21 protein-coding genes and 1 tRNA gene are annotated in these 17,582 nt (G+C 39.4%); 13 read left to right on the plus strand and 9 right to left on the minus strand.

Annotation, left to right across the window (positions count from 1 at the left end):
- Positions 1–9 precede the first annotated feature (9 nt).
- Positions 10–2,001, plus strand: a complete 1,992-nt coding sequence (locus DPG01_RS08215) for a transglutaminaseTgpA domain-containing protein (protein WP_110974747.1) — start codon at positions 10–12, stop codon at positions 1,999–2,001.
- Positions 2,002–2,044: 43 nt separating this feature from the next.
- A tRNA-Val gene (locus DPG01_RS08220) sits at positions 2,045–2,121 on the plus strand.
- A 139-nt stretch (positions 2,122–2,260) separates the two neighbouring features.
- Here DPG01_RS08220 and DPG01_RS08225 read toward each other — a convergent pair.
- From DPG01_RS08225 to DPG01_RS08240, 4 genes are read right to left on the minus strand one after another with little or no spacing between them, the layout of a single operon-like run.
- The gene (locus DPG01_RS08225; RefSeq protein WP_110974748.1) at positions 2,261–3,403 is read right to left on the minus strand and encodes a phage integrase Arm DNA-binding domain-containing protein; all 1,143 of its coding nucleotides are present in this window, start codon (positions 3,401–3,403) and stop codon (positions 2,261–2,263) included.
- A 1-nt stretch (position 3,404) separates the two neighbouring features.
- On the minus strand, positions 3,405–3,671 hold the full coding sequence (locus tag DPG01_RS08230) for a hypothetical protein (protein ID WP_110974749.1): 267 nt from the start codon (positions 3,669–3,671) through the stop codon (positions 3,405–3,407).
- Positions 3,661–4,770: a hypothetical protein gene (locus tag DPG01_RS08235; protein WP_110974750.1), complete on the minus strand. Its 1,110-nt coding sequence runs from the start codon at positions 4,768–4,770 to the stop codon at positions 3,661–3,663. Before DPG01_RS08235 ends, DPG01_RS08230 begins: the two co-directional genes overlap by 11 nt.
- 4 nt (positions 4,771–4,774) lie before the next feature.
- Positions 4,775–4,960 (minus strand): hypothetical protein, encoded by a 186-nt coding sequence (locus tag DPG01_RS08240; RefSeq protein ID WP_110974751.1) that lies wholly within the window; start codon positions 4,958–4,960, stop codon positions 4,775–4,777.
- Positions 4,961–5,180: 220 nt separating this feature from the next.
- On the opposite strand from DPG01_RS08240, the gene DPG01_RS08245 reads away from it, so the two are divergent.
- Positions 5,181–6,092, plus strand: coding sequence for a hypothetical protein (locus tag DPG01_RS08245; RefSeq protein WP_110974752.1), 912 nt, complete (start codon positions 5,181–5,183; stop codon positions 6,090–6,092).
- Between the two features lie 57 nt (positions 6,093–6,149).
- Here the strand turns inward: DPG01_RS08245 and DPG01_RS08250 are convergent, their stop codons facing one another.
- From DPG01_RS08250 to DPG01_RS08260, 3 genes are read right to left on the minus strand one after another with little or no spacing between them, the layout of a single operon-like run.
- Positions 6,150–7,019, minus strand: a complete 870-nt coding sequence (locus tag DPG01_RS08250; RefSeq protein ID WP_110974793.1) for a DNA adenine methylase — start codon at positions 7,017–7,019, stop codon at positions 6,150–6,152.
- Between the two features lie 20 nt (positions 7,020–7,039).
- Positions 7,040–8,842: an ATP-binding protein gene (locus tag DPG01_RS08255; RefSeq protein WP_110974753.1), complete on the minus strand. Its 1,803-nt coding sequence runs from the start codon at positions 8,840–8,842 to the stop codon at positions 7,040–7,042.
- A gap of 18 nt (positions 8,843–8,860) precedes the next feature.
- Positions 8,861–9,640, minus strand: coding sequence for a LexA family protein (locus tag DPG01_RS08260; protein ID WP_110974754.1), 780 nt, complete (start codon positions 9,638–9,640; stop codon positions 8,861–8,863).
- A 1-nt stretch (position 9,641) separates the two neighbouring features.
- On the opposite strand from DPG01_RS08260, the gene DPG01_RS08265 reads away from it, so the two are divergent.
- The 10 genes from DPG01_RS08265 (at position 9,642) to DPG01_RS08310 (ending at position 16,671) form a co-directional block, all read left to right on the plus strand.
- Positions 9,642–9,887: a transcriptional regulator gene (locus DPG01_RS08265; protein WP_110974755.1), complete on the plus strand. Its 246-nt coding sequence runs from the start codon at positions 9,642–9,644 to the stop codon at positions 9,885–9,887.
- Between the two features lie 24 nt (positions 9,888–9,911).
- On the plus strand, positions 9,912–10,361 hold the full coding sequence (locus DPG01_RS08270; RefSeq protein ID WP_087011036.1) for a phage regulatory CII family protein: 450 nt from the start codon (positions 9,912–9,914) through the stop codon (positions 10,359–10,361).
- 9 nt (positions 10,362–10,370) lie between these two features.
- A complete protein-coding gene (locus DPG01_RS08275) occupies positions 10,371–11,426 on the plus strand; it encodes a replication protein (RefSeq protein WP_110974756.1) in 1,056 nt (351 codons plus the stop codon).
- Between the two features lie 160 nt (positions 11,427–11,586).
- A complete protein-coding gene (locus DPG01_RS08280) occupies positions 11,587–12,018 on the plus strand; it encodes a hypothetical protein (RefSeq protein WP_110974757.1) in 432 nt (143 codons plus the stop codon).
- A gap of 7 nt (positions 12,019–12,025) precedes the next feature.
- Positions 12,026–12,445 carry a Mor transcription activator family protein gene (locus DPG01_RS08285; protein WP_110974758.1) on the plus strand — a complete coding sequence of 140 codons (420 nt, stop codon included), beginning with the start codon at positions 12,026–12,028 and terminating at the stop codon, positions 12,443–12,445.
- A 68-nt stretch (positions 12,446–12,513) separates the two neighbouring features.
- Complete coding sequence (locus DPG01_RS08290; RefSeq protein ID WP_110974759.1) at positions 12,514–12,882, plus strand: hypothetical protein; 369 nt, start codon at positions 12,514–12,516, stop codon at positions 12,880–12,882.
- The gene (locus DPG01_RS08295; RefSeq protein ID WP_110974760.1) at positions 12,879–13,496 is read left to right on the plus strand and encodes a lysozyme; all 618 of its coding nucleotides are present in this window, start codon (positions 12,879–12,881) and stop codon (positions 13,494–13,496) included. The genes DPG01_RS08290 and DPG01_RS08295 overlap by 4 nt, the downstream gene beginning before the upstream one ends.
- Positions 13,497–13,502: 6 nt before the next feature.
- Positions 13,503–14,096 (plus strand): hypothetical protein, encoded by a 594-nt coding sequence (locus tag DPG01_RS08300; protein ID WP_110974761.1) that lies wholly within the window; start codon positions 13,503–13,505, stop codon positions 14,094–14,096.
- Positions 14,097–14,189: 93 nt separating this feature from the next.
- Positions 14,190–14,687 carry a terminase small subunit gene (locus DPG01_RS08305; protein ID WP_110974762.1) on the plus strand — a complete coding sequence of 166 codons (498 nt, stop codon included), beginning with the start codon at positions 14,190–14,192 and terminating at the stop codon, positions 14,685–14,687.
- Positions 14,680–16,671 carry a phage terminase large subunit family protein gene (locus DPG01_RS08310; RefSeq protein ID WP_110974763.1) on the plus strand — a complete coding sequence of 664 codons (1,992 nt, stop codon included), beginning with the start codon at positions 14,680–14,682 and terminating at the stop codon, positions 16,669–16,671. The genes DPG01_RS08305 and DPG01_RS08310 overlap by 8 nt, the downstream gene beginning before the upstream one ends.
- A 60-nt stretch (positions 16,672–16,731) precedes the next feature.
- Here the strand turns inward: DPG01_RS08310 and DPG01_RS08315 are convergent, their stop codons facing one another.
- Positions 16,732–17,028, minus strand: coding sequence for an XRE family transcriptional regulator (locus DPG01_RS08315; protein WP_110974764.1), 297 nt, complete (start codon positions 17,026–17,028; stop codon positions 16,732–16,734).
- A complete protein-coding gene (locus tag DPG01_RS08320) occupies positions 17,028–17,372 on the minus strand; it encodes a type II toxin-antitoxin system RelE/ParE family toxin (RefSeq protein WP_227556864.1) in 345 nt (114 codons plus the stop codon). Before DPG01_RS08320 ends, DPG01_RS08315 begins: the two co-directional genes overlap by 1 nt.
- Positions 17,373–17,582 lie beyond the last annotated feature (210 nt).

The raw sequence follows: 17,582 nt of genomic DNA on the forward strand, positions 1-17,582 counted from the left end.
GAGAGAAATATGCATTCTTCTATTCGTATTGCCATTGTACTGACACTGAGTTTGATTTGGGTCACACAACTAAGTTTTAGCCCTGTGCTATTGAGTGTCATTTTCGCCATTTGTATCGGTTGTCTGTGGAATTTCATGCAATCTACGGGCAACCATTTCCCGAAATGGGCAATTTACATTTTGACCCTTGCTGCTCTAGCGGTCACTTTTTGGAGCTATCAAAGCTTTTTAGGGGTGGAAGCGGGCGTAGCTATTTTAAGCATCTTTCTCTTTGCGAAAGCCTTAGAAACAAAAACGCAGCGTGATGTGATCATTTTGTTTAATTTTGCATTATTTGTTGCGGCGAGTATGTTTCTACATAGTCAGTCATTTATGATGGCTGCCATGGTTTTACTGTGCTTGCTCAGTTGTTTATTGGGACTGTATCGAGTTCAAACCAGTTTTTTCGTATCTCAAAATTCGAGTAGTTTGGCTTTAAAGCAAGATGCAAAACACGTCATTAAATTTGTAGGTCTCGCACTGCCTTTTTTTGTGCTGTTGTTTATGTTTTTTCCACGCTTACCCCCACTTTGGCATATTCCAATTCCTGAAAATAAAGCAGTGACAGGCATGAGCGACAGTATGTCACCTGGTGATATTGCACAATTATCTCAGTCGAGTCATTTGGCTTTTCGTATTATTGGCGATGTTAGTCAGCTCCCAAAGCGTTCTGAGCTTTACTGGCGTGCGATGGTCTTAGATCAGTATGATGGTCAAAAGTGGACCAGTAGTTTTATCAATCAGCAAAGTATTGCAAATGAGACGCTAGGCCAAATATCTGCATCTAAAAAATGGAACTATCAATATTTACCCGCTGATGCCGCGATTCCTTGGATCATGGGATTGGAATATTCACAACCTTTAGAGCGACGTTATCAGCTACGTCAGGATTGGAGTATTCAGGCTTATCGTCAAGTACAGCGTGTAGAGCCGATTTCACTACAATGGATGGGAAATGTCCAACTTACTCAAACTAAATTATCCAATGTGCAACGAAGTATTAACTTAAAAGCGCCTGAGCAAATAGATCTGAAAGCACAACAATTTGCACAACAACTCTTTAAACAAAGTAATGCCAATCCAAACCGTTATATCCAAAATGTTTTGCAGTGGTATCGCAACAATGGCTTTAGCTATACCTTGCAGCCAGGCTTGTTGGGGCAGCATCGTATTGATGAGTTTTTGTTTCAGTCCAAACAAGGGTTTTGTGAACATTATGCCTCTAGTTTTGCGATGTTGATGCGTTATGTGGGAATTCCTGCCCGTATCGTGGTCGGTTATCAAGGTGGCCAGCTTTCACCAGATGCAAAAAGTTGGGAAGTTCGACAGTTAGATGCACATGCATGGACAGAAGTTTTTGTGGATGGGCACTGGAAACGCTATGATCCAACAGCCATGATTGCGCCACAGCGTATTGAACAGGGTATGCAAGACTTAATGAGTCAAGATACTAGGGTTTGGGGGCAGAGTAGTCGGTGGAATGTACAGCGCTATTCCGTATTAAATAAAATGCGGATTTGGAGTGACTATGCCAGTTATCAATGGCAAAGCAAAGTCGTTGGTTATAATGCAGAAACTCAAAGGGGGTGGTTGCAAAAATTGGGACTTCAATCCAGCTATTCATTAGTATTGCTGATTATGATCAGTATTGGTGGATTAGTTCTATTGTACTGGTTCGCTATATTTTGGCGTAAACGTGCTCAGATTTCTGAATATGATCTTGCAATTTTGCATTTTTCTAAAAGCTTAACCGCAGAGCAGCGTAAGCAAAATGCCGAAACGGTAAACAAATGGTTGTTGCGTTTAGCTCAAGAGGTTAAACCTGAACAGCAAGTTTTATTTAAGCAGGCAGCTGATTATTATCAACAAATACGTTATTTCAATCGGTTGAATGCAAAAAATATTCAACAATTTAAACGAATGCTTAAAACTTGCACATCTGCGTTAAAAAACAAGAAATAGCGCTTGTCATACTTTTTAAAAGTGAATATTATGCAGGAACTTTAGGTGTATAGCTCAGTTGGTTAGAGCGCTACGTTGACATCGTAGAGGTCTCCAGTTCGAGTCTGGATATACCTACCAAAATTCGTTGATATTTCAACACATTAAAGCCCACTTAAAAAGTGGGCTTTTTGTTTTCGGGGAACTTTCGGGGTATTTTCGGGGAATGAAATATTTTCCTACTGTTAATAACTCGCCCATTTAAATTTAAAAACGATAACTAACGGTAGCTAATCCGCTCAGGTTTAGGTGCTTCGTGACCCTCTAAATAGTGATCCGTCATTTTCACAGTTGCATGGCCAGCCAGTGCCTGTGCGTATTTCTTTCCATACTTCTGCGTGATGTTATAAATGCCCAAAGCACGTAAATCATGCAGCGATGGTCTTTGGTTTAGTTCCAAATGATCATACGCACCAGACAAGTCCCGATACTTCTTAAACTGCTTGGTAATATGATCCTCCGTTACAGCAAAAGGATGCAGTTTCGCATTGCGGATTTGCTCGTTTATGCGGTCTGGTCGAGTCGAAATCAGGTAAGGGCAGCGTAGTCGCATAGAATGCTCTATACACAGCAATACGACTTCTCGTAGCTCAGGATGCATATCTACTTCAATAAACACGGGCTTGTCGTAATTTAGCGATTTATGCTGCAGTACGGTCATGGTGTTGTCTTTAATGTTAATGCTTGAACGTTCCATCACCACCAGATCGGCACGCCGTTGAATGGAATGCAGTGCAAGATCAATTGCCAGTTTTAACCAGGGCGGACAAACAGCTTTTACAATTTCAAGCGATTCGTTGGAATGTCGCGTTCTGACCTTTTCTGGTCGTATTGGCTTTAAGGTTTTCTCTGCAATATTTTCAGGTGCCCAGCCGTTGGCCACAAAGTATTTCCAAATGTCTATAAGCTGTGAACGGTGCTTTTCTGCCTGAAAGTCGGTCTGCTGTTTCAGGTATTCAGAAATCATGAGTAGGGTAATGTCGGTGCAATAGAACTGCCCCCACATATCCTGATATTTACCAATGTTCGCCGTGACATTCACCAAGGTGTTTTTAGCAAGTTTCTTCTTGGGTAAGTGCAGCTTTTCATATTCATCCAATGCTTGGCCAAAGTTTGGAATATTACTTTGCTTATGTGCTTTTTCTACTGAAGATAGAATTTTAGACACAATGTCTGGGTTACGCTCAAGCACGGTATTGAGTGCCTGAGCTGCCTTAATGGCTTCATTACGGTCTTTACCGAGTGACTTCCGCTGTCCGTTCGGAAGGAGGTAGCGGAAGTACATGGTGCCATTGGGCTTTTTGTCGACTTCGACATGGGGAGGTAAGTCCAAGTTCCCCGACTTGCGACCTCGAGGAGCCATATTAAATCTCCGCTAAAATTCGGTCTGCAATGGAGTTACCCGTTTTAGGTGGAGACTTAAGCTCGACCTTAGGCACTTCATCTGTATAGAACAACGGCGCACCCCAACTGGTACATTCGACATACCATTGTTTACCAATTTTTTTACCACTGAGCCAACCACGTTTGATATGGCTGACCAGTGTGTCACGGCATGGGCGGGATTCTTCATCTTGCCAATAGCGTTCAGCAAATACGCTGAGCTTGAGGCGTTGGATATTAGCAGCCATTTGGAGTTTCCTCCTTTGCTCCTATAGAGTCAGCAGCCTGCATTGAATTCTTTCGTTCAGCGTAGATGCTTAGTAGTTCGTTATGATCGGCTGGTTTAAGTCTTGCTGCTGGAATGGCAGGAGCGAATAGCACTAAATCAGCGATGGTATCTATTTCATAAATACGATTGATTAAAACCTGTTTTCTCTTTTTATAAAACAAATCGACATCGACAGATGAATGAAAACTTTCAGCGCTTTCTTTTGATGCAGCTTGTTCTGCTTCCTTGTTAATGTCATCAAGCAGGTTAGGTTTCACCTCTTGAATTTCAACTTGGGGCAATGCTGATGTATCTAATTTTGGCGCGTATTGTTTAGGATCTAATTCGATCAACTTAGCTTCAACTAAGTCGAATAGATGATGAACATGCTCTCGCTCAAGATAACCATTAGCAGAAAATGCATAACGGAGTGTTAGCAGAGGTTCAACTTTTACGCATTCACTGATCTGAGCCGCAAACTTTTCAACTAGCTTGATAGGATCAGTTTCAATTGCAGGTTCTTGTGGGAGTGTTTTAACTGCTTCTTTAGATGCTAGATCAACATCAGAATCAGTGACTGGTTTATGTTCAATATGCTCTGGCGTTGTATTTTCTTCGGCTTTAGGTTTACGACCACGTTTTTGCTTTGGTTGAGTATCCATTTCAACAATTACTGCTTCACGGTATACACGGTCAAAGAGTTTACAGAAAGCCTCTGCCTGTAGCTGTGCATTATCTGGATCACGTTGTGCAAAGCCACGTGCGATAGATTGATTAAGTGCTTCATTGCAGACTTGGTATTTATAGTGATGTATCTCGCCACTGGCTTGAACAATATAAACATCATCGCCGTGTTGAACTTCATCGGGAGTCAGAGGTTTAGCAAATGTAATACCAGCAACTTCAATGGTTTCAATTTTGATGCAGAACTCATAGCCCTGTGTTGCAAAGATGGTGGCAGGGAAGTTATCGAGAGTATCAAAGTTAAGTAAGTCACTTACATGACGGCATAAGATTTGTTTACCTGCCATCATTGCATCAAATGCTTGAGTGCCTGAAAGGTTAAAATTATTCGTCATGTCCTTACCCTCCAACTGCCATTAAAACTGCAGTGATGACTAACCAGCATACGAAAGCTAAACCAAGGAAAAGGGCAAAGTCGCGTAGATTTACCCAAATGATTGAGCGAAGTGCAGGACGTAGTTCGGTAGTTGTAGGGTGTTGGAAAAGGATAGGTGTCGTTTGACTGGATATAGGCTTTTGTTTCATACTTATCTCGCATTTAGTTGCAAAGCACCCATGAGTTCGAAGGCAGGGGTGCTTTTTTATTGTCTGTAAAACAAATACTACTAAAAGTAGAAAATAAGTCAACATAAAGTATAATTTATAAGAGGATTTATTTGCCACTAGACATAAAGTTTCTGTATTTTTTTGATAATATTGAAAATAAAATATTGGTCTGACTTTAAAAAAAAGATAGGTGCTGTTAATGAAAGAGAAGCCACAATTGATTTTAGTTGCTGATGATGAAAAATTACTAGAATTAGCGAAGGGGTCAAAAATTAAATTTGATAAGCAAATGATGTTAGATATTGCTGAAGTTATTAGTACGGCGTTCTCTTTTAGTCCAGTTGGATCATTGATCAGTTCAGGATTAAGTTTTTTTAGCAAAAAGGACAAAGATAAGGGAGAGGAAAAGGAGGAGACTCAAGCTTTTAAAGCATTACCTGTGCTCAAAGAACAAATCTTGAAACAGATACAAAAAGAGTTAAATCTTTCAACAGAGATTCATTGTGTTTCACCAGTGCAAGCAATGAATATTCAATTTGATATCGGAGATAGGGCGACTAATGGAAGTTTTTTTCTAAAGCATCCATTTCTTGAAAACGTTTACATTCGCCCATGCGATTATGAAGCAACCTTGGCACGTGAAAAAGAAGCAGCATTTAGACGATTAGCTAGTTCTTTAGGTGCAAAATCAATTACTTTAAAAGATGCGAAATTTTTTGATCAGAAAGGAAATTTAAGCGTAGACACTAAATTGCCGCAAGCTATTTGTTCTAATATTGGTATAAGTGCAAATTTTGAAAAAAATGGTGCTGTAATTAGAGAGATTTATAGCGAGTTCGGCACGCCAAGAAAAGCCCCTTATATTCCGGATGAATTAAAATCATGGACTATGATTGATACTGATCTACGTACGATGGCACAAGATCGTCTCGAGGGACATTTAATTAAACATCAAGTGACACTTAAGTTTAAAGATACATTCACAGGTGGTGGGAAAATTGCTGGTGAAATTGCAAACAAAGGTTTAGATATCGGCGGCTCGATTTCTAAAAATGTAAGTTCAGTTTGGTCTTTTGAAGTTGAATATTATCCAATTACAGAAACTGTTTAATAATATCAATGAGTGGGATTTGTTATGCTGAAAATATATGTCCCACTCATTTTTTAATTAGATAAAATCTAACTCAGGTTGTTTATGTTTCATAGACATCTCTACTGGGACAATTGAATTGCAAAAAAACATAACTTCTTTTCCTTTAGAAGTACTATATGCGCTGTAATTTAGTACATATTCATCTTTTTCGTATCCACTATAAATTTCTTTAATAGGATCACAATTGTCATAAGATACAATCCATTTAGTTTTTACTTTATCTAAAGCTTCACGAATCTTTACATGATCTCCGTGAGCGTAAAAGTTCCGATAAAGCCCCTGACCTTTAACATAGTATGGTGGATCCAAATAAATAAGCGATTCTTCAGGTAAGAGACTATCTGCGGTGTTAAGTAACTCTAATGCATCTAAATTATAGACTTTGATACGATCGCTATTTTGCCCAATTTTTTCAATTCGTTTAGATAAATTTTCTTTGTGAAAACGGGCATCTAATTTGTAGTTTCCATCTTGATTTTTTCCACCGATCACACCACCTTTCAATATTCCTGAACGATTAGTACGATTCAGAAAGAAAGTCGCAAAGCCATGTTCAAGTTGGGTGTGTAGTTCAGGTGTGGAAAGAATATATTTTTGTCTATGCCATTCATCAATAGTGATTTCTGTATCATGAACAAGCTTTAAGAACTGTTCAGTATTTTCTGTTACTGACTTCCAAAAATTAAAAACAGCAATATCAAAGTCATTGATGTGGATGTTGTTGCAACAATTACTAAAAAGTAAATCTAAGGCAACTCCAGCACCTCCCGCATATGGCTCGAGATAGTCACCGTGAAGGTTATTTAATGTCATTAAATCTTTGACAAATTTTGCAAATTTGCCTTTACCACCAGGGTATCGAAGGGGGGTGTGATATGTTCTCATGCCGTATTTAATCATAAAACTTATTCAAGAGGCCATTTTTTTGTAGAGGTAAAATTAATAGCAAAATTAAGATCATCTAAAAAATGATCAACAGACTTTTGATTTTCTTTGGCCCAAAGCCCAACTAAATCTATATCTTCAAAGGTGGCTTTATGTTTTTTAAACCAAGTCTTCATTATCTCACGGTATTTTGTATTTGAGACACTTTCAGAAAATTCCAAATCTAGGATACTATTCCCAACATAATCAAAATCTATATAACCGTGATTTATATTTTCAAGAGAATTCCAAAAATTGTCATCATATCCTTCATATTTTCTGTTTAGGAACTCATAAAGAATTCTTTCTGGTGTTCGAAGTTTCTGAGGTGTATTTACGTTAAATGTTTTGTCACCTGGTAATGATAAAATATTTGGATTATTTTTAATTACATCTCTATTTTTCTGCTCAGTCTGAACATCATTATCTGTAATAATAATAACTTCTTTAAAAAAATCATCAGCATTTGCTAAATCTAACAAGATAGAGCAACTTAGTTTCAAAGATACATTTTTAAGATTTACCGAAAATGCTGAATTTAAATTAGTGAGTTTTTGAGATTTTAAAATCTGTTCAAAGAACCATACGGCTTCATCATCTTCAAAATAAACTTTAATTTCTTTTTCATTTTGAACAGGTCTATTGTAAAGGGAGAGTTGATTATTTTTTATGTTTAAGTACGTAGGGCTTTTTAGTATTTTTGGTCTGAAAGTATCATGTAAATACACAACTTTATCAAGTATTTTTCCATTTGAAATTTGTTCTTTAGGGATATCTAAAATATTTTTAAAAATGGTTAAAGAGTGAGTTGTAAAAATAATCTGAAGTTTAAGTCTTCTTGCTTCCTGTTTTAAAAGGTCAAGGAGTTTTTCTTGTGCAACATGATGAAGCCCTGTATCAATTTCATCAATTACCAAGATTCCCCCTTGATACTCAGTTGGATATGATCTCTTAAGACTATAGAATGATACTAATGCTGTGAAAACTGAGCTCAAAGAGTCCTGCCCAAGGGAAATTGAAAAAGGATTGTGGGCTAAATTTGGAATTTTGAATTTTTTATGTGAATGTTTAACATCTAAATCAATAATGTTTTTGTCTTCACTTAGATCATAGTTAATGATTCTTTGGAATAGACTTTGAAAATATTTTTTATCTTCTTCATCCATATTTAGAATTTGTTTAGTTTTAATATTATCGGTTTTTATTTCACCGATAGGTGTCATACGGCTCATGCCTAAATAAATTGTAGGAATAGGAACTTTTGCATCAACACCAATATTAGCTAAAATACTTAATTCTTTGTTTAAGCTTCTAGGTACAATTTTATATCTTAATTCAGATATATTATCTTCTGTTTTGCTATCAATTTCATCAGAGCTTGTTAGCTTATTGTTTTCATGATGCTCAGTAACATTACATTTCTTTATTAATTCAGTTTTCAGTTCACCTTCTAATTCAACAGGTGGTATTTCATAGTAAAACTCAATATTACCTTTAGATTGTAACTCTTTTATATAGTCATTCTCATCTAAGTGAAATAGTTCTTGAAAGTTTGCTTGATATGGTAAATCAAAATAACTTTTCTTACGTATATAAGATTTTGTTTTTGATCTTGGGTCATTTCGTCCGCTCACACCACTAGCATTAGCAATCAATCCTAAAAGGGTAGATTTACCTATACCATTGAGACCGCCTATAACTGTTATTCTATCAGCTATCTCAATTTCTAATGATCTTAGTTTTCTAAAACCGTTGGCATCAAAAATGACTTTTTTTAATTTCACATTATTACTCTTTCAGTATTAAACATCACGATATAGCCCAACGACTTTTCCAACCAATTTACATCCTTCACGGAGCTCCATGATTTTTTCAAGCCATTTCGGGTTTAAGGGTTCTAAATACATACCATTGCTTTCAACGATCAATTTTTTGAAAGTAGCCTCTGTTTCACCATCGCAAGCAACGATAACTAAATCACCTGTTTTTAAATCATTTGTTTGAAAGTCAGGATTCACATAAATTTTGTCGCCAGGGCGGAAGTCTGGAAGCATGGATTCGCCAACAACTTCTAAACCATAGCCATGCTTTCCACATTTAGGATTTGGTGGTAACCACTCATCAAACTGTGTACCTACAGGCACAGCTTCGGCAGTCGTCCAAGCACCCGCTTGTACCCATGAAATAACAGGAACTAAGCGCCCCGCAATAGGAAAAGGCGCAGATACATTTGTCTCAGATCCAGTTCCGTGATCTAAATAACTAATATCGACATCAAACTTTTCAGCCAAGATTTGCATTTTTTCTTCGCGTGGCTTTGCAATACCTAGCGTATATCTACGAGCCATTTCATAAGTGACTTCGATAGCATCTTTTAACTGATTTACAGTTTTAATAGGCGAGCCGTCTTTATCCATAAGACCTTTAAGCCTAGATGCAAATTCTTGATATTTAGCTGTTTGCAATTTTGGTTTCTTTCCATTTTCTACCAATGGTAGAAGTTTACCTCGTATTTTTAGTTGCACCAATTCTATTTTAGGTAGTATATTATCTTCTACTTTTAGTAGTGTTGATGGTTGCATTATGTTATCTCCAAAGGATGCTTTCGAAAAAGCAATAAAAATAGCGGGTAGTAAAGCTGCATTGGCCCGTGGTTTAGGAATTACGCCGTGGGCTTTAAGTAAATGGAATTTCGATAAAATTCCTGAAGAAAGATGTTTGTCTATTGAAGAAATAACTCAAAAAGAAGTTAAAGCAGAGCAGTTAAGACCTGACATCAATTGGACATTCGTTCGTTCTACTAAAAATAGTAATAAAGCTCCCATCTAATAAACACGTTCAAAGGAAGCCGTTATGAACATATTAGATGCTGCTTATCACACCGTGCACGACTACAAAGGTGGAGCAAACGCACTCGCACCCCGTATGGGCATCAAAAGTCCCGCCGTGCTCAATAGCAAAGTCAATCCAAATACAGACACCCATCACTTGACGCTAGTAGAAGCATCCAAGCTGATGGCGCTAACCAACGACTACCGAATACTGCAAAGCCTCAATGCCCAACACGGCAAAGTCGCAATAAACCTGCCTGACATACCCGAATGCAGAGATACAGCACTCACAGACTTAGTGCTGAGCTTTGGGATGAAAGGTGGAAACGTCTACACGCTATTTAAAGAAATGATGGCAGACGGACGCATCACACGCGGAGAAGCCATAGACATGTCTAAGGTCATTCACCGACTACACGAAATACTGGCCGAACTGGATGCACAAATACACCAGTGCGTAGACGACAAATAGAGGTAACCCATGAGCAGATTTGTTCCAAACTCGTTTCAGATCACGAATGCTTTTGTCGATGACGCGATGAATAAGCTTAGTGATGCTTCAGTCAAGATTTACTTACTGATCGTACGTAAAACCCGTGGCTGGGGAAAAGAGAGCGATTCATTATCATTGACACAATTGGAGGAGTTGTCCCGTAAAAGTCGTCCAACGGTTGTGAAATGCCTCAATGAATTAGTAAAAGTTGGTCTGGTGCAAAAACATAACCAATCAAAATTTGGCAATATTTACTCATTGATCGACAACTACAACATCGGCGAATTATATAAATTCCCTAGTAAAAAATTTTTACTAGTAAAGTCCTTCATACCATTTGAAATTGACCTAGTTAAAAATTTTAACCACCTAGCATTTGGGTACAAAACAGGCGTAAAACCTGTTCAAACAGTCACTGAGATCCGCCTAAAGTTCCCTAGTAAAGATTATTTACTAGTTAAAAGTTTTAACCAGACTAGTAAAAATTCTTTACTGCAACTAGTAAAAATTTTTAACACACATAAAACAACTATCAAAAAACACTATCAAAATAAAAAAAAGAACTGGTTGGTTTTGAAAAATTTGAAAGACGAAATTGTTTTGGCAAATGATTCGATACCAGTGGAGAAAATCACAGAAGCGACTTGGTTCAGTCGAGAGCTTGCAGCATTTGAAAATTTTAATGCTGGCAAAAAGCACAATCAGGAGTTTTTAACCTACCTGTTTGCAGATTGGCTGATACGAGCATATTTCAAATATGAAAAACAGGCTCATGCCAAAACTTCGGCAGATAGATCCCAATCTACTGGTTCAGCAAAACCATCGGCAGAACCGAAGCACCTCACTGACAAACAAATCTCAGCGTTTGCACAGAAACTTGCACATCACCCAGAGTTTGCCAGCAAGCACAGCGCACCGGGTGACTCATACGAACAACTTGCATCACGCATTGCCATCAAACTGATGAACCCAGCCCAAGCGAAGAAATGGGAACCATACCTCAAGCAAGTTGGCTTCACTGGAAGTTTACAGGGGGCAGTATGATTCCACACGGCGCAACACACATCGAAAACGATGGAACATTTTGGAAATGCACCAACGGACGTTGGTATTACTGGAAAGAACACTTTGGATGGTGCGGATATATCGGAGTAGTGAACAAAATATTTATGAATAACAAAAACGAATTGGGAATGATGTACGCATGAAAATCATGATTGGAATTGATACAGGGGTGAAGACAGGCTTTGCCATTGCAGCAGACCGTGGCAAGGGTGGAGAGTTAGAACAGGTTGAGTGTTTATCTATCACTCAAGCCATGAGCAAAGTGAAAGAATCAGTACAAACATGGGGCGTTCAAAACGTCTGTTTGTATATTGAAGATGCTCGGCAACGTACTTGGTTTACTGGTGGTCGTGAAAAGGCGCAAGGCGTTGGATCGGTCAAACGTGATGCCCAAATATGGGAGGACTGGTGTAAGGAGCAAGGTTATCTGCACAAAATGATTCATCCCGCAGCCAATGCCACTAAAAAGAAAGCCACAGACTTTTTCCGTATGACAGGTTGGAAAGGCCGTACCAATGAACATGCACGTGATGCAGCCATGTTGGTGTTTCAACGATTAGCGAAGTTTTGAGGGTGCTATGAATAGCTTAAGCGGACTCAGTGGAGATTTAAAAAGTATTGCAGAAGTCATTGGGCGGGATCAGGCCTTGTACTTGGTGAGCCAATGTCGACGCTATAAGACAGAAAATCGGGTCGGTCGAGGCCAGTTGCTACTGTATGTACCAAAGCTGAAAAAATTAACTGCAGAGCATAACTTGGTTCAAGCCTTAGGTTATGACGATGCTCACAAGCTGTCGGCCGTTTTTGGTGGAGAGCTTTTAGTGCTGTCTCACTGTAATCAGATGATTCTGTCGACACGCAATGAAGGCATTAAGAACATGATGAAAAATGGATTTTCAATCACAGAGCTGGTTGAATTCTTTAATGTGACTGAACGAATTGTCCTCAAGATTTTGAAGTCTGAGTTTTACCAAAACCAACTCGATCTGAAATTATGAATAATGAAACTTCTCTGAAATAAGAACAAAAATACCGAATACATCCATAGATTCAGAGACAGAGAAGAATGTCATTTCCAGATTGGTTAGCAGCCGTAGTGAAGTATTTGAGCGAACTCCAATATTTCATTGCAGGATTGATGGGGGCAGCCGTGGCAACTCGATATAACAAAGAACAGCTTAAAACACCCAAAGACTACGCCGTGTTTTTACTGTCAGGTGCATTTACAGCACATTACCTCACTTTACTCATCATGCATTACACGGCGCTCGCACCGAGTCATGCGGGTGGTATTGGCTTTCTGACTGGTGCGCTTGGTGGGTTGGTCCTACAAGAGTTCTTCGCTTGGATTAAGTCAGGAGCTTATAAACAGATTAGCTTTAAAAAATTCTTTGTTGAAATGATGAAGAATTGGAAAAAGGGTGGCAAGTCATGAGCATTGATCAAACGACTCAAATTGCTCAGGCATATTCGTGGTTACGGGCAATGTCAGGTGGCAAGCTTGAACAGTCACAAGTGATTGCTGGTGATGAAATCATTGCATGTCATGGTTTAACAACATTCGCAACGCTAATCGGGTTTTCATTAACCAAAGCCGTAAGTGGCCAGTTTGATATTTCAGGCTATGGCTATGCCATCATCCGCGAAAGCGAAGGCTTTCGGAACCAAGCCTATAAAGATACTGGCGGTGTTTGGACGATTGGCTATGGGACGATCAAATATCCAAATAGTGTGACCGTCAAACAAGGTGATACCTGCACCCAAGGCCAAGCAGACCTATGGTTAATGAATGATTGCAAATGGGTGGATGCATGTCTTGATAAGCACATCAAAGTAAAACTTAATCAAAACCAATTCGATGCACTCGCTTCATTCGTATACAACGTGGGTGAGAAAGCATTTGTAAAAAGCACCATGTTGACACTACTTAACCAATCAAAGTTTGGATTAGCTGCTAATCAGTTCGACCGCTGGATCTATGACAATGGCAAAGTCATTAACGGGCTGGTGAACCGCCGTGCTAAAGAAAAACTCCTATTTTTGAAGTAGGTCGATATGAACATCAAACTCATTGTTGCTCTTGGCTTTTTACTGACCAGTATTTTCATTGGTTGGTGCTGTTATGACTATGGATATAACAGTGCTCAATCAGAACAAATACAGACTTATGAGACGCAGCTCGAAGACCTTAAAACAAAGGCTGATCATGCGTTAAATCGTGAGCGAAATAGTTACAAAAAACAAGAGCAACTTGAGGCTAAGTACCTTGAAAAGATTAAGGAATTACAGCACAATGAAACAACTCTTATTGATGAGTATCGCGCTAACAATCTCAGCTTGCGCGACTCACTCAAAGCCAAGAAATGTCCCGATGTGTCCATCGTTGCCGACAGCACCGTCAGTCATCATGCAGCCACAACAGGCGGACTTCACGACACAGATGTCGAATTTCTTATTCGGTATGCCGCAAGAGCAGACGCCGTAGCAGAGCAACTCAAGAGTGCTCAAGCGCTGATCCAGCAGGACAGAGCCTTATGCAACGGTCAGACCGAACCATCTAATATCAATGAAAAAATAGTTTCCCAAGGTACTTCCAGAGGGGCACCCAAGGCGGGGGCAAAGACCTCGCAGGTTTTCATATCTGCGTGAATTTCAAAACCGTAGTTTATGTTTATGTCTCATTTTTTATAAATATTTGTTTTTAAATATTAATTCTGAAAATCGAAGTAAAAAAGGGATTCCATGTCTGCAGTAATTAAAGGGCAAGAGGTAACCAGACAGGGATTAGCCGATATCTTTGGTGTGTCACTACCAACAATTGATAACTGGGTTCGTAGTGGTTGTCCGTATATTCAAAAAGGTGGTCGTGGCCAAGAATGGAAATTTAATACTGCGACTGTTTCCAACTGGTTACGTGAGCGTGATGTTGAAGATGCGACAGGTGAAATACCTGATGATATTGAATTACTAAGAATTCGAAAACAGAAAGCAGAAACAGAACTTGCTGAGTTGGAACTGGCGACTAAAAAGGGGGAGGTAGCTCTTGTTGCTGAGTTTGAGCGTATGTGGTCTTTGGCAATGGGCCAGCTTAGACAAAATATTTTAGGTGTTCCCCAACGTGCAGTTTTACAGCTCATAGGTGAGACAGATGAACGAAAGTTCAAAACAAAACTCCGTGCTGAAATTGTTCTGGCGTTAGAGCAATCCGCTGAATTAGATTGGCCAGAAGAAGATGAATAGTTTTTCAAATATTGGTGCAGTATATGAAGCCATGCGGCGAGCCATGGTTAATCTACTTCCACCACCTGATATGTTGCCAAGCGAATGGGCAGAAAAAAATATTGTTATCCCTCTGGGTAACACGATACCTGGACCTATCAGTTTTGATAATGCGCCATACCAACGGGGCATGATTGATGCCATTAAAGAATACGATGTACGCCGTATTACCTATATGACTGGTGCTCAATTAGGCAAAACAACGATACAGCAGTGTATTACCGCATTTTTTATTGCCCATGAGCCTAAATCTCAAATATTTGTGCAGCCGACTGAAGGCGATGTCCGAACATTTCTTGAGACCAAGTTGCGGCCAATGCTTGAAGCAAATGATCGCATTTCAGAGAAAATGGCAAAACCTCGCGGCCGTGATGGTGTGAATAATAGTCGCATGATTTCGTATATTGGTGGTTGGTTGATGTTTAGCTGGGCAGGCTCACCAAAAACATTACGTGGACGATCAGCTCCTATCACCCATGCGGATGAGATTGACGGAATGGAGGCTACTGCAGAAGGCGATCCTGTAGAGCTCTTATCACAGCGTTCAGCAACATTTGGCGATCAGTCTTTAAGAACAGAATCTAGTACGCCGACTATTGCGGGTGCAAGCCGGGTTGAGAGTGCATTTAACCAAGGTGATAAGCGCCGTTATTACGTTCCTTGTCCTCATTGTGGTGAAGCTCAATTTTTACGTTGGGAAAATGTGATTTGGCAGGGACGTAAATCGACGAATCTTCAAGATGCAAAAGAAGACTTAGATCAAGATCATGAGGTTAGTACTTCAGCTTATCGCTGTGAATGCTGTGGTGAGTTATGGTCTGATGGTGAGCGTATTGCTGCGATTCGCAATGCTGAAAAATTAGGACATGGCTGGAAGGCTGAAAAGCCATTTAAAGGCCATGTTAGTTTTCATGCACCAGAGATGCTTTCGACTTTCCGTAAGATGCGAGACATTGTACAGTCCTATTTGGATAAGTTAGCCCTTGATGATTTACAGGTATTTGTAAACGTATCACTGGGTGAAACCTACGAGGAAAACGGAGACAAGGCGGATCCTGAAGTACTGCAACTGCGTGCCGAAGAATTTACAGCTCAAATACCCAATGCTGGTGTCTATCTAACTTGTGGCATTGATATGCAGATGGATCGGCTTGAGCTGGAAATTGTCGCTTGGGGTGTAGGTGAAGAAAGTTGGTCCATAGATTATCGAGTACTTTGGGGTGATCCGCTGGGGGATGAGGTTTGGGAAGAGCTCGATGATATTTTAGAAGATACGTATATGCATGAGTCTGGTGCTCAACTCAGTATTTCGGCTGCATGTTTGGATACGGGTGGTACTGCAGGTTATACACAACGGGCTTATGAATATGTAAAGAGCCGTAGGAACAGAAAAGTCTTTGCAATTAAAGGGCGTGCGGGTTGGGGGATGCCAATTGTGCAAAGTCCTCAGCGTAAACAGTCAGGTAAAGATAAACGGAAAATTGATTTATTTATTGTCGGGGTAGACGAAGCAAAACTGACAGTCATGCGCCGTCTAGATTTGGAAAAGAAAGGACCAGGTTATTGTCACTTTCCACATGACCGAGAAATGGAGTGGTACCGACAATTAACGGCTGAAAAATTAATTATTCGTTATGTGAAAGGACAGCCGATTCGTGAGTGGCATAAGCCAGATCGGGCACGTAATGAAGCACTCGATTGTCGTGTTTATGCTTTGGCTGCTTTAAAAATCATGCAACCGAATTTAAAGCGTGTCTCCGAGCGTGTTTCTATTGAAATTGATGAACCTCAGGTGAAAAAAGAGGTTGATCAAAATACTGCAGAAGTTAAAACAGTGCTGAAGCGTAAAGCCGTTAAAAAAACTGCTGTATCGGTAGTGGTTCCAGCTCCTAAAAATACTGTGATTAAAAAGAAAAGGGTTTTTGGGAATAAAAAGCATCCTTAGGATGCTTTTTAGAATCATTATATTTAGGGGGATTGCCCTAAATACTGAATTACATAGGGGTCATGTAGGCACAAGTTCCACTCGAATCTTTTGACCGAGTGCATTTGCTGCACTTGCAAGAGTAGTTAATGTGAGGCTAGTGTCCTCTTCATCAAGCAAGCGGTTTAGAGATGCGCGACTGGTGTGCATTTTTGTAGCCATAGCCGTTTTTGTAAGCTTTTGAGCTTTCATTGCTTCAGCTATTTGCCATGCAAGTACTCGCTTGATTGCAACTGCTGTTGCTTCTTCAAGTAAACCTTCTTCTTGCAAGAAGTCATCAAAACTACTACCAACATGTTGGTCGTTGAAGTTATTCATCATGATCTCCGTGACTGTTTGAGTCTTGTTTTAGCTAAAGCTAAATCTGTCTTTGGTGTACTTTGTGACTTTTTAACAAACCCATGAAGCAAAAGCATGGTGTTGTCGCTAACAGTAAAAAATATGCGTGCAATTCCAAAAGAGATATTAACCCTGATTTCCCAGAGGTCAGTATCCATTTTTCGGACAAGAGGCATACCCAGTGGCCAACCAATTTGAATAGTCCGAATGTCTTCGCCAATAGTTTTTTTATCTATAGGTTGGAATTCTTTAAGCCATTCTTTTACTGGTTCATTACCGCTCTCTGTCTTAAAGAACAACACACTCATTGGTGGTACAGGCATAAGATGCTCCTCTTTAGTGGATTGTACCAAAAAAGGTACATTTTGCAAGTTTTAACTTAGTAACTCTGTATGGATTTACTCTAAAGGCGCACTTGAAATGGATAAATTAATGAAATTTTAGAGTGTTGCATGCTTAAAACCTCGCTATATGTGGGGGTTTTTACAATTGTGAATAATGAAAAAAACCACTTAAAAAATGATGATAAAACC

It is taken from the genome of Acinetobacter sp. WCHAc060042 (assembly GCF_003231195.1).
Lineage (GTDB): Bacteria > Pseudomonadota > Gammaproteobacteria > Pseudomonadales > Moraxellaceae > Acinetobacter.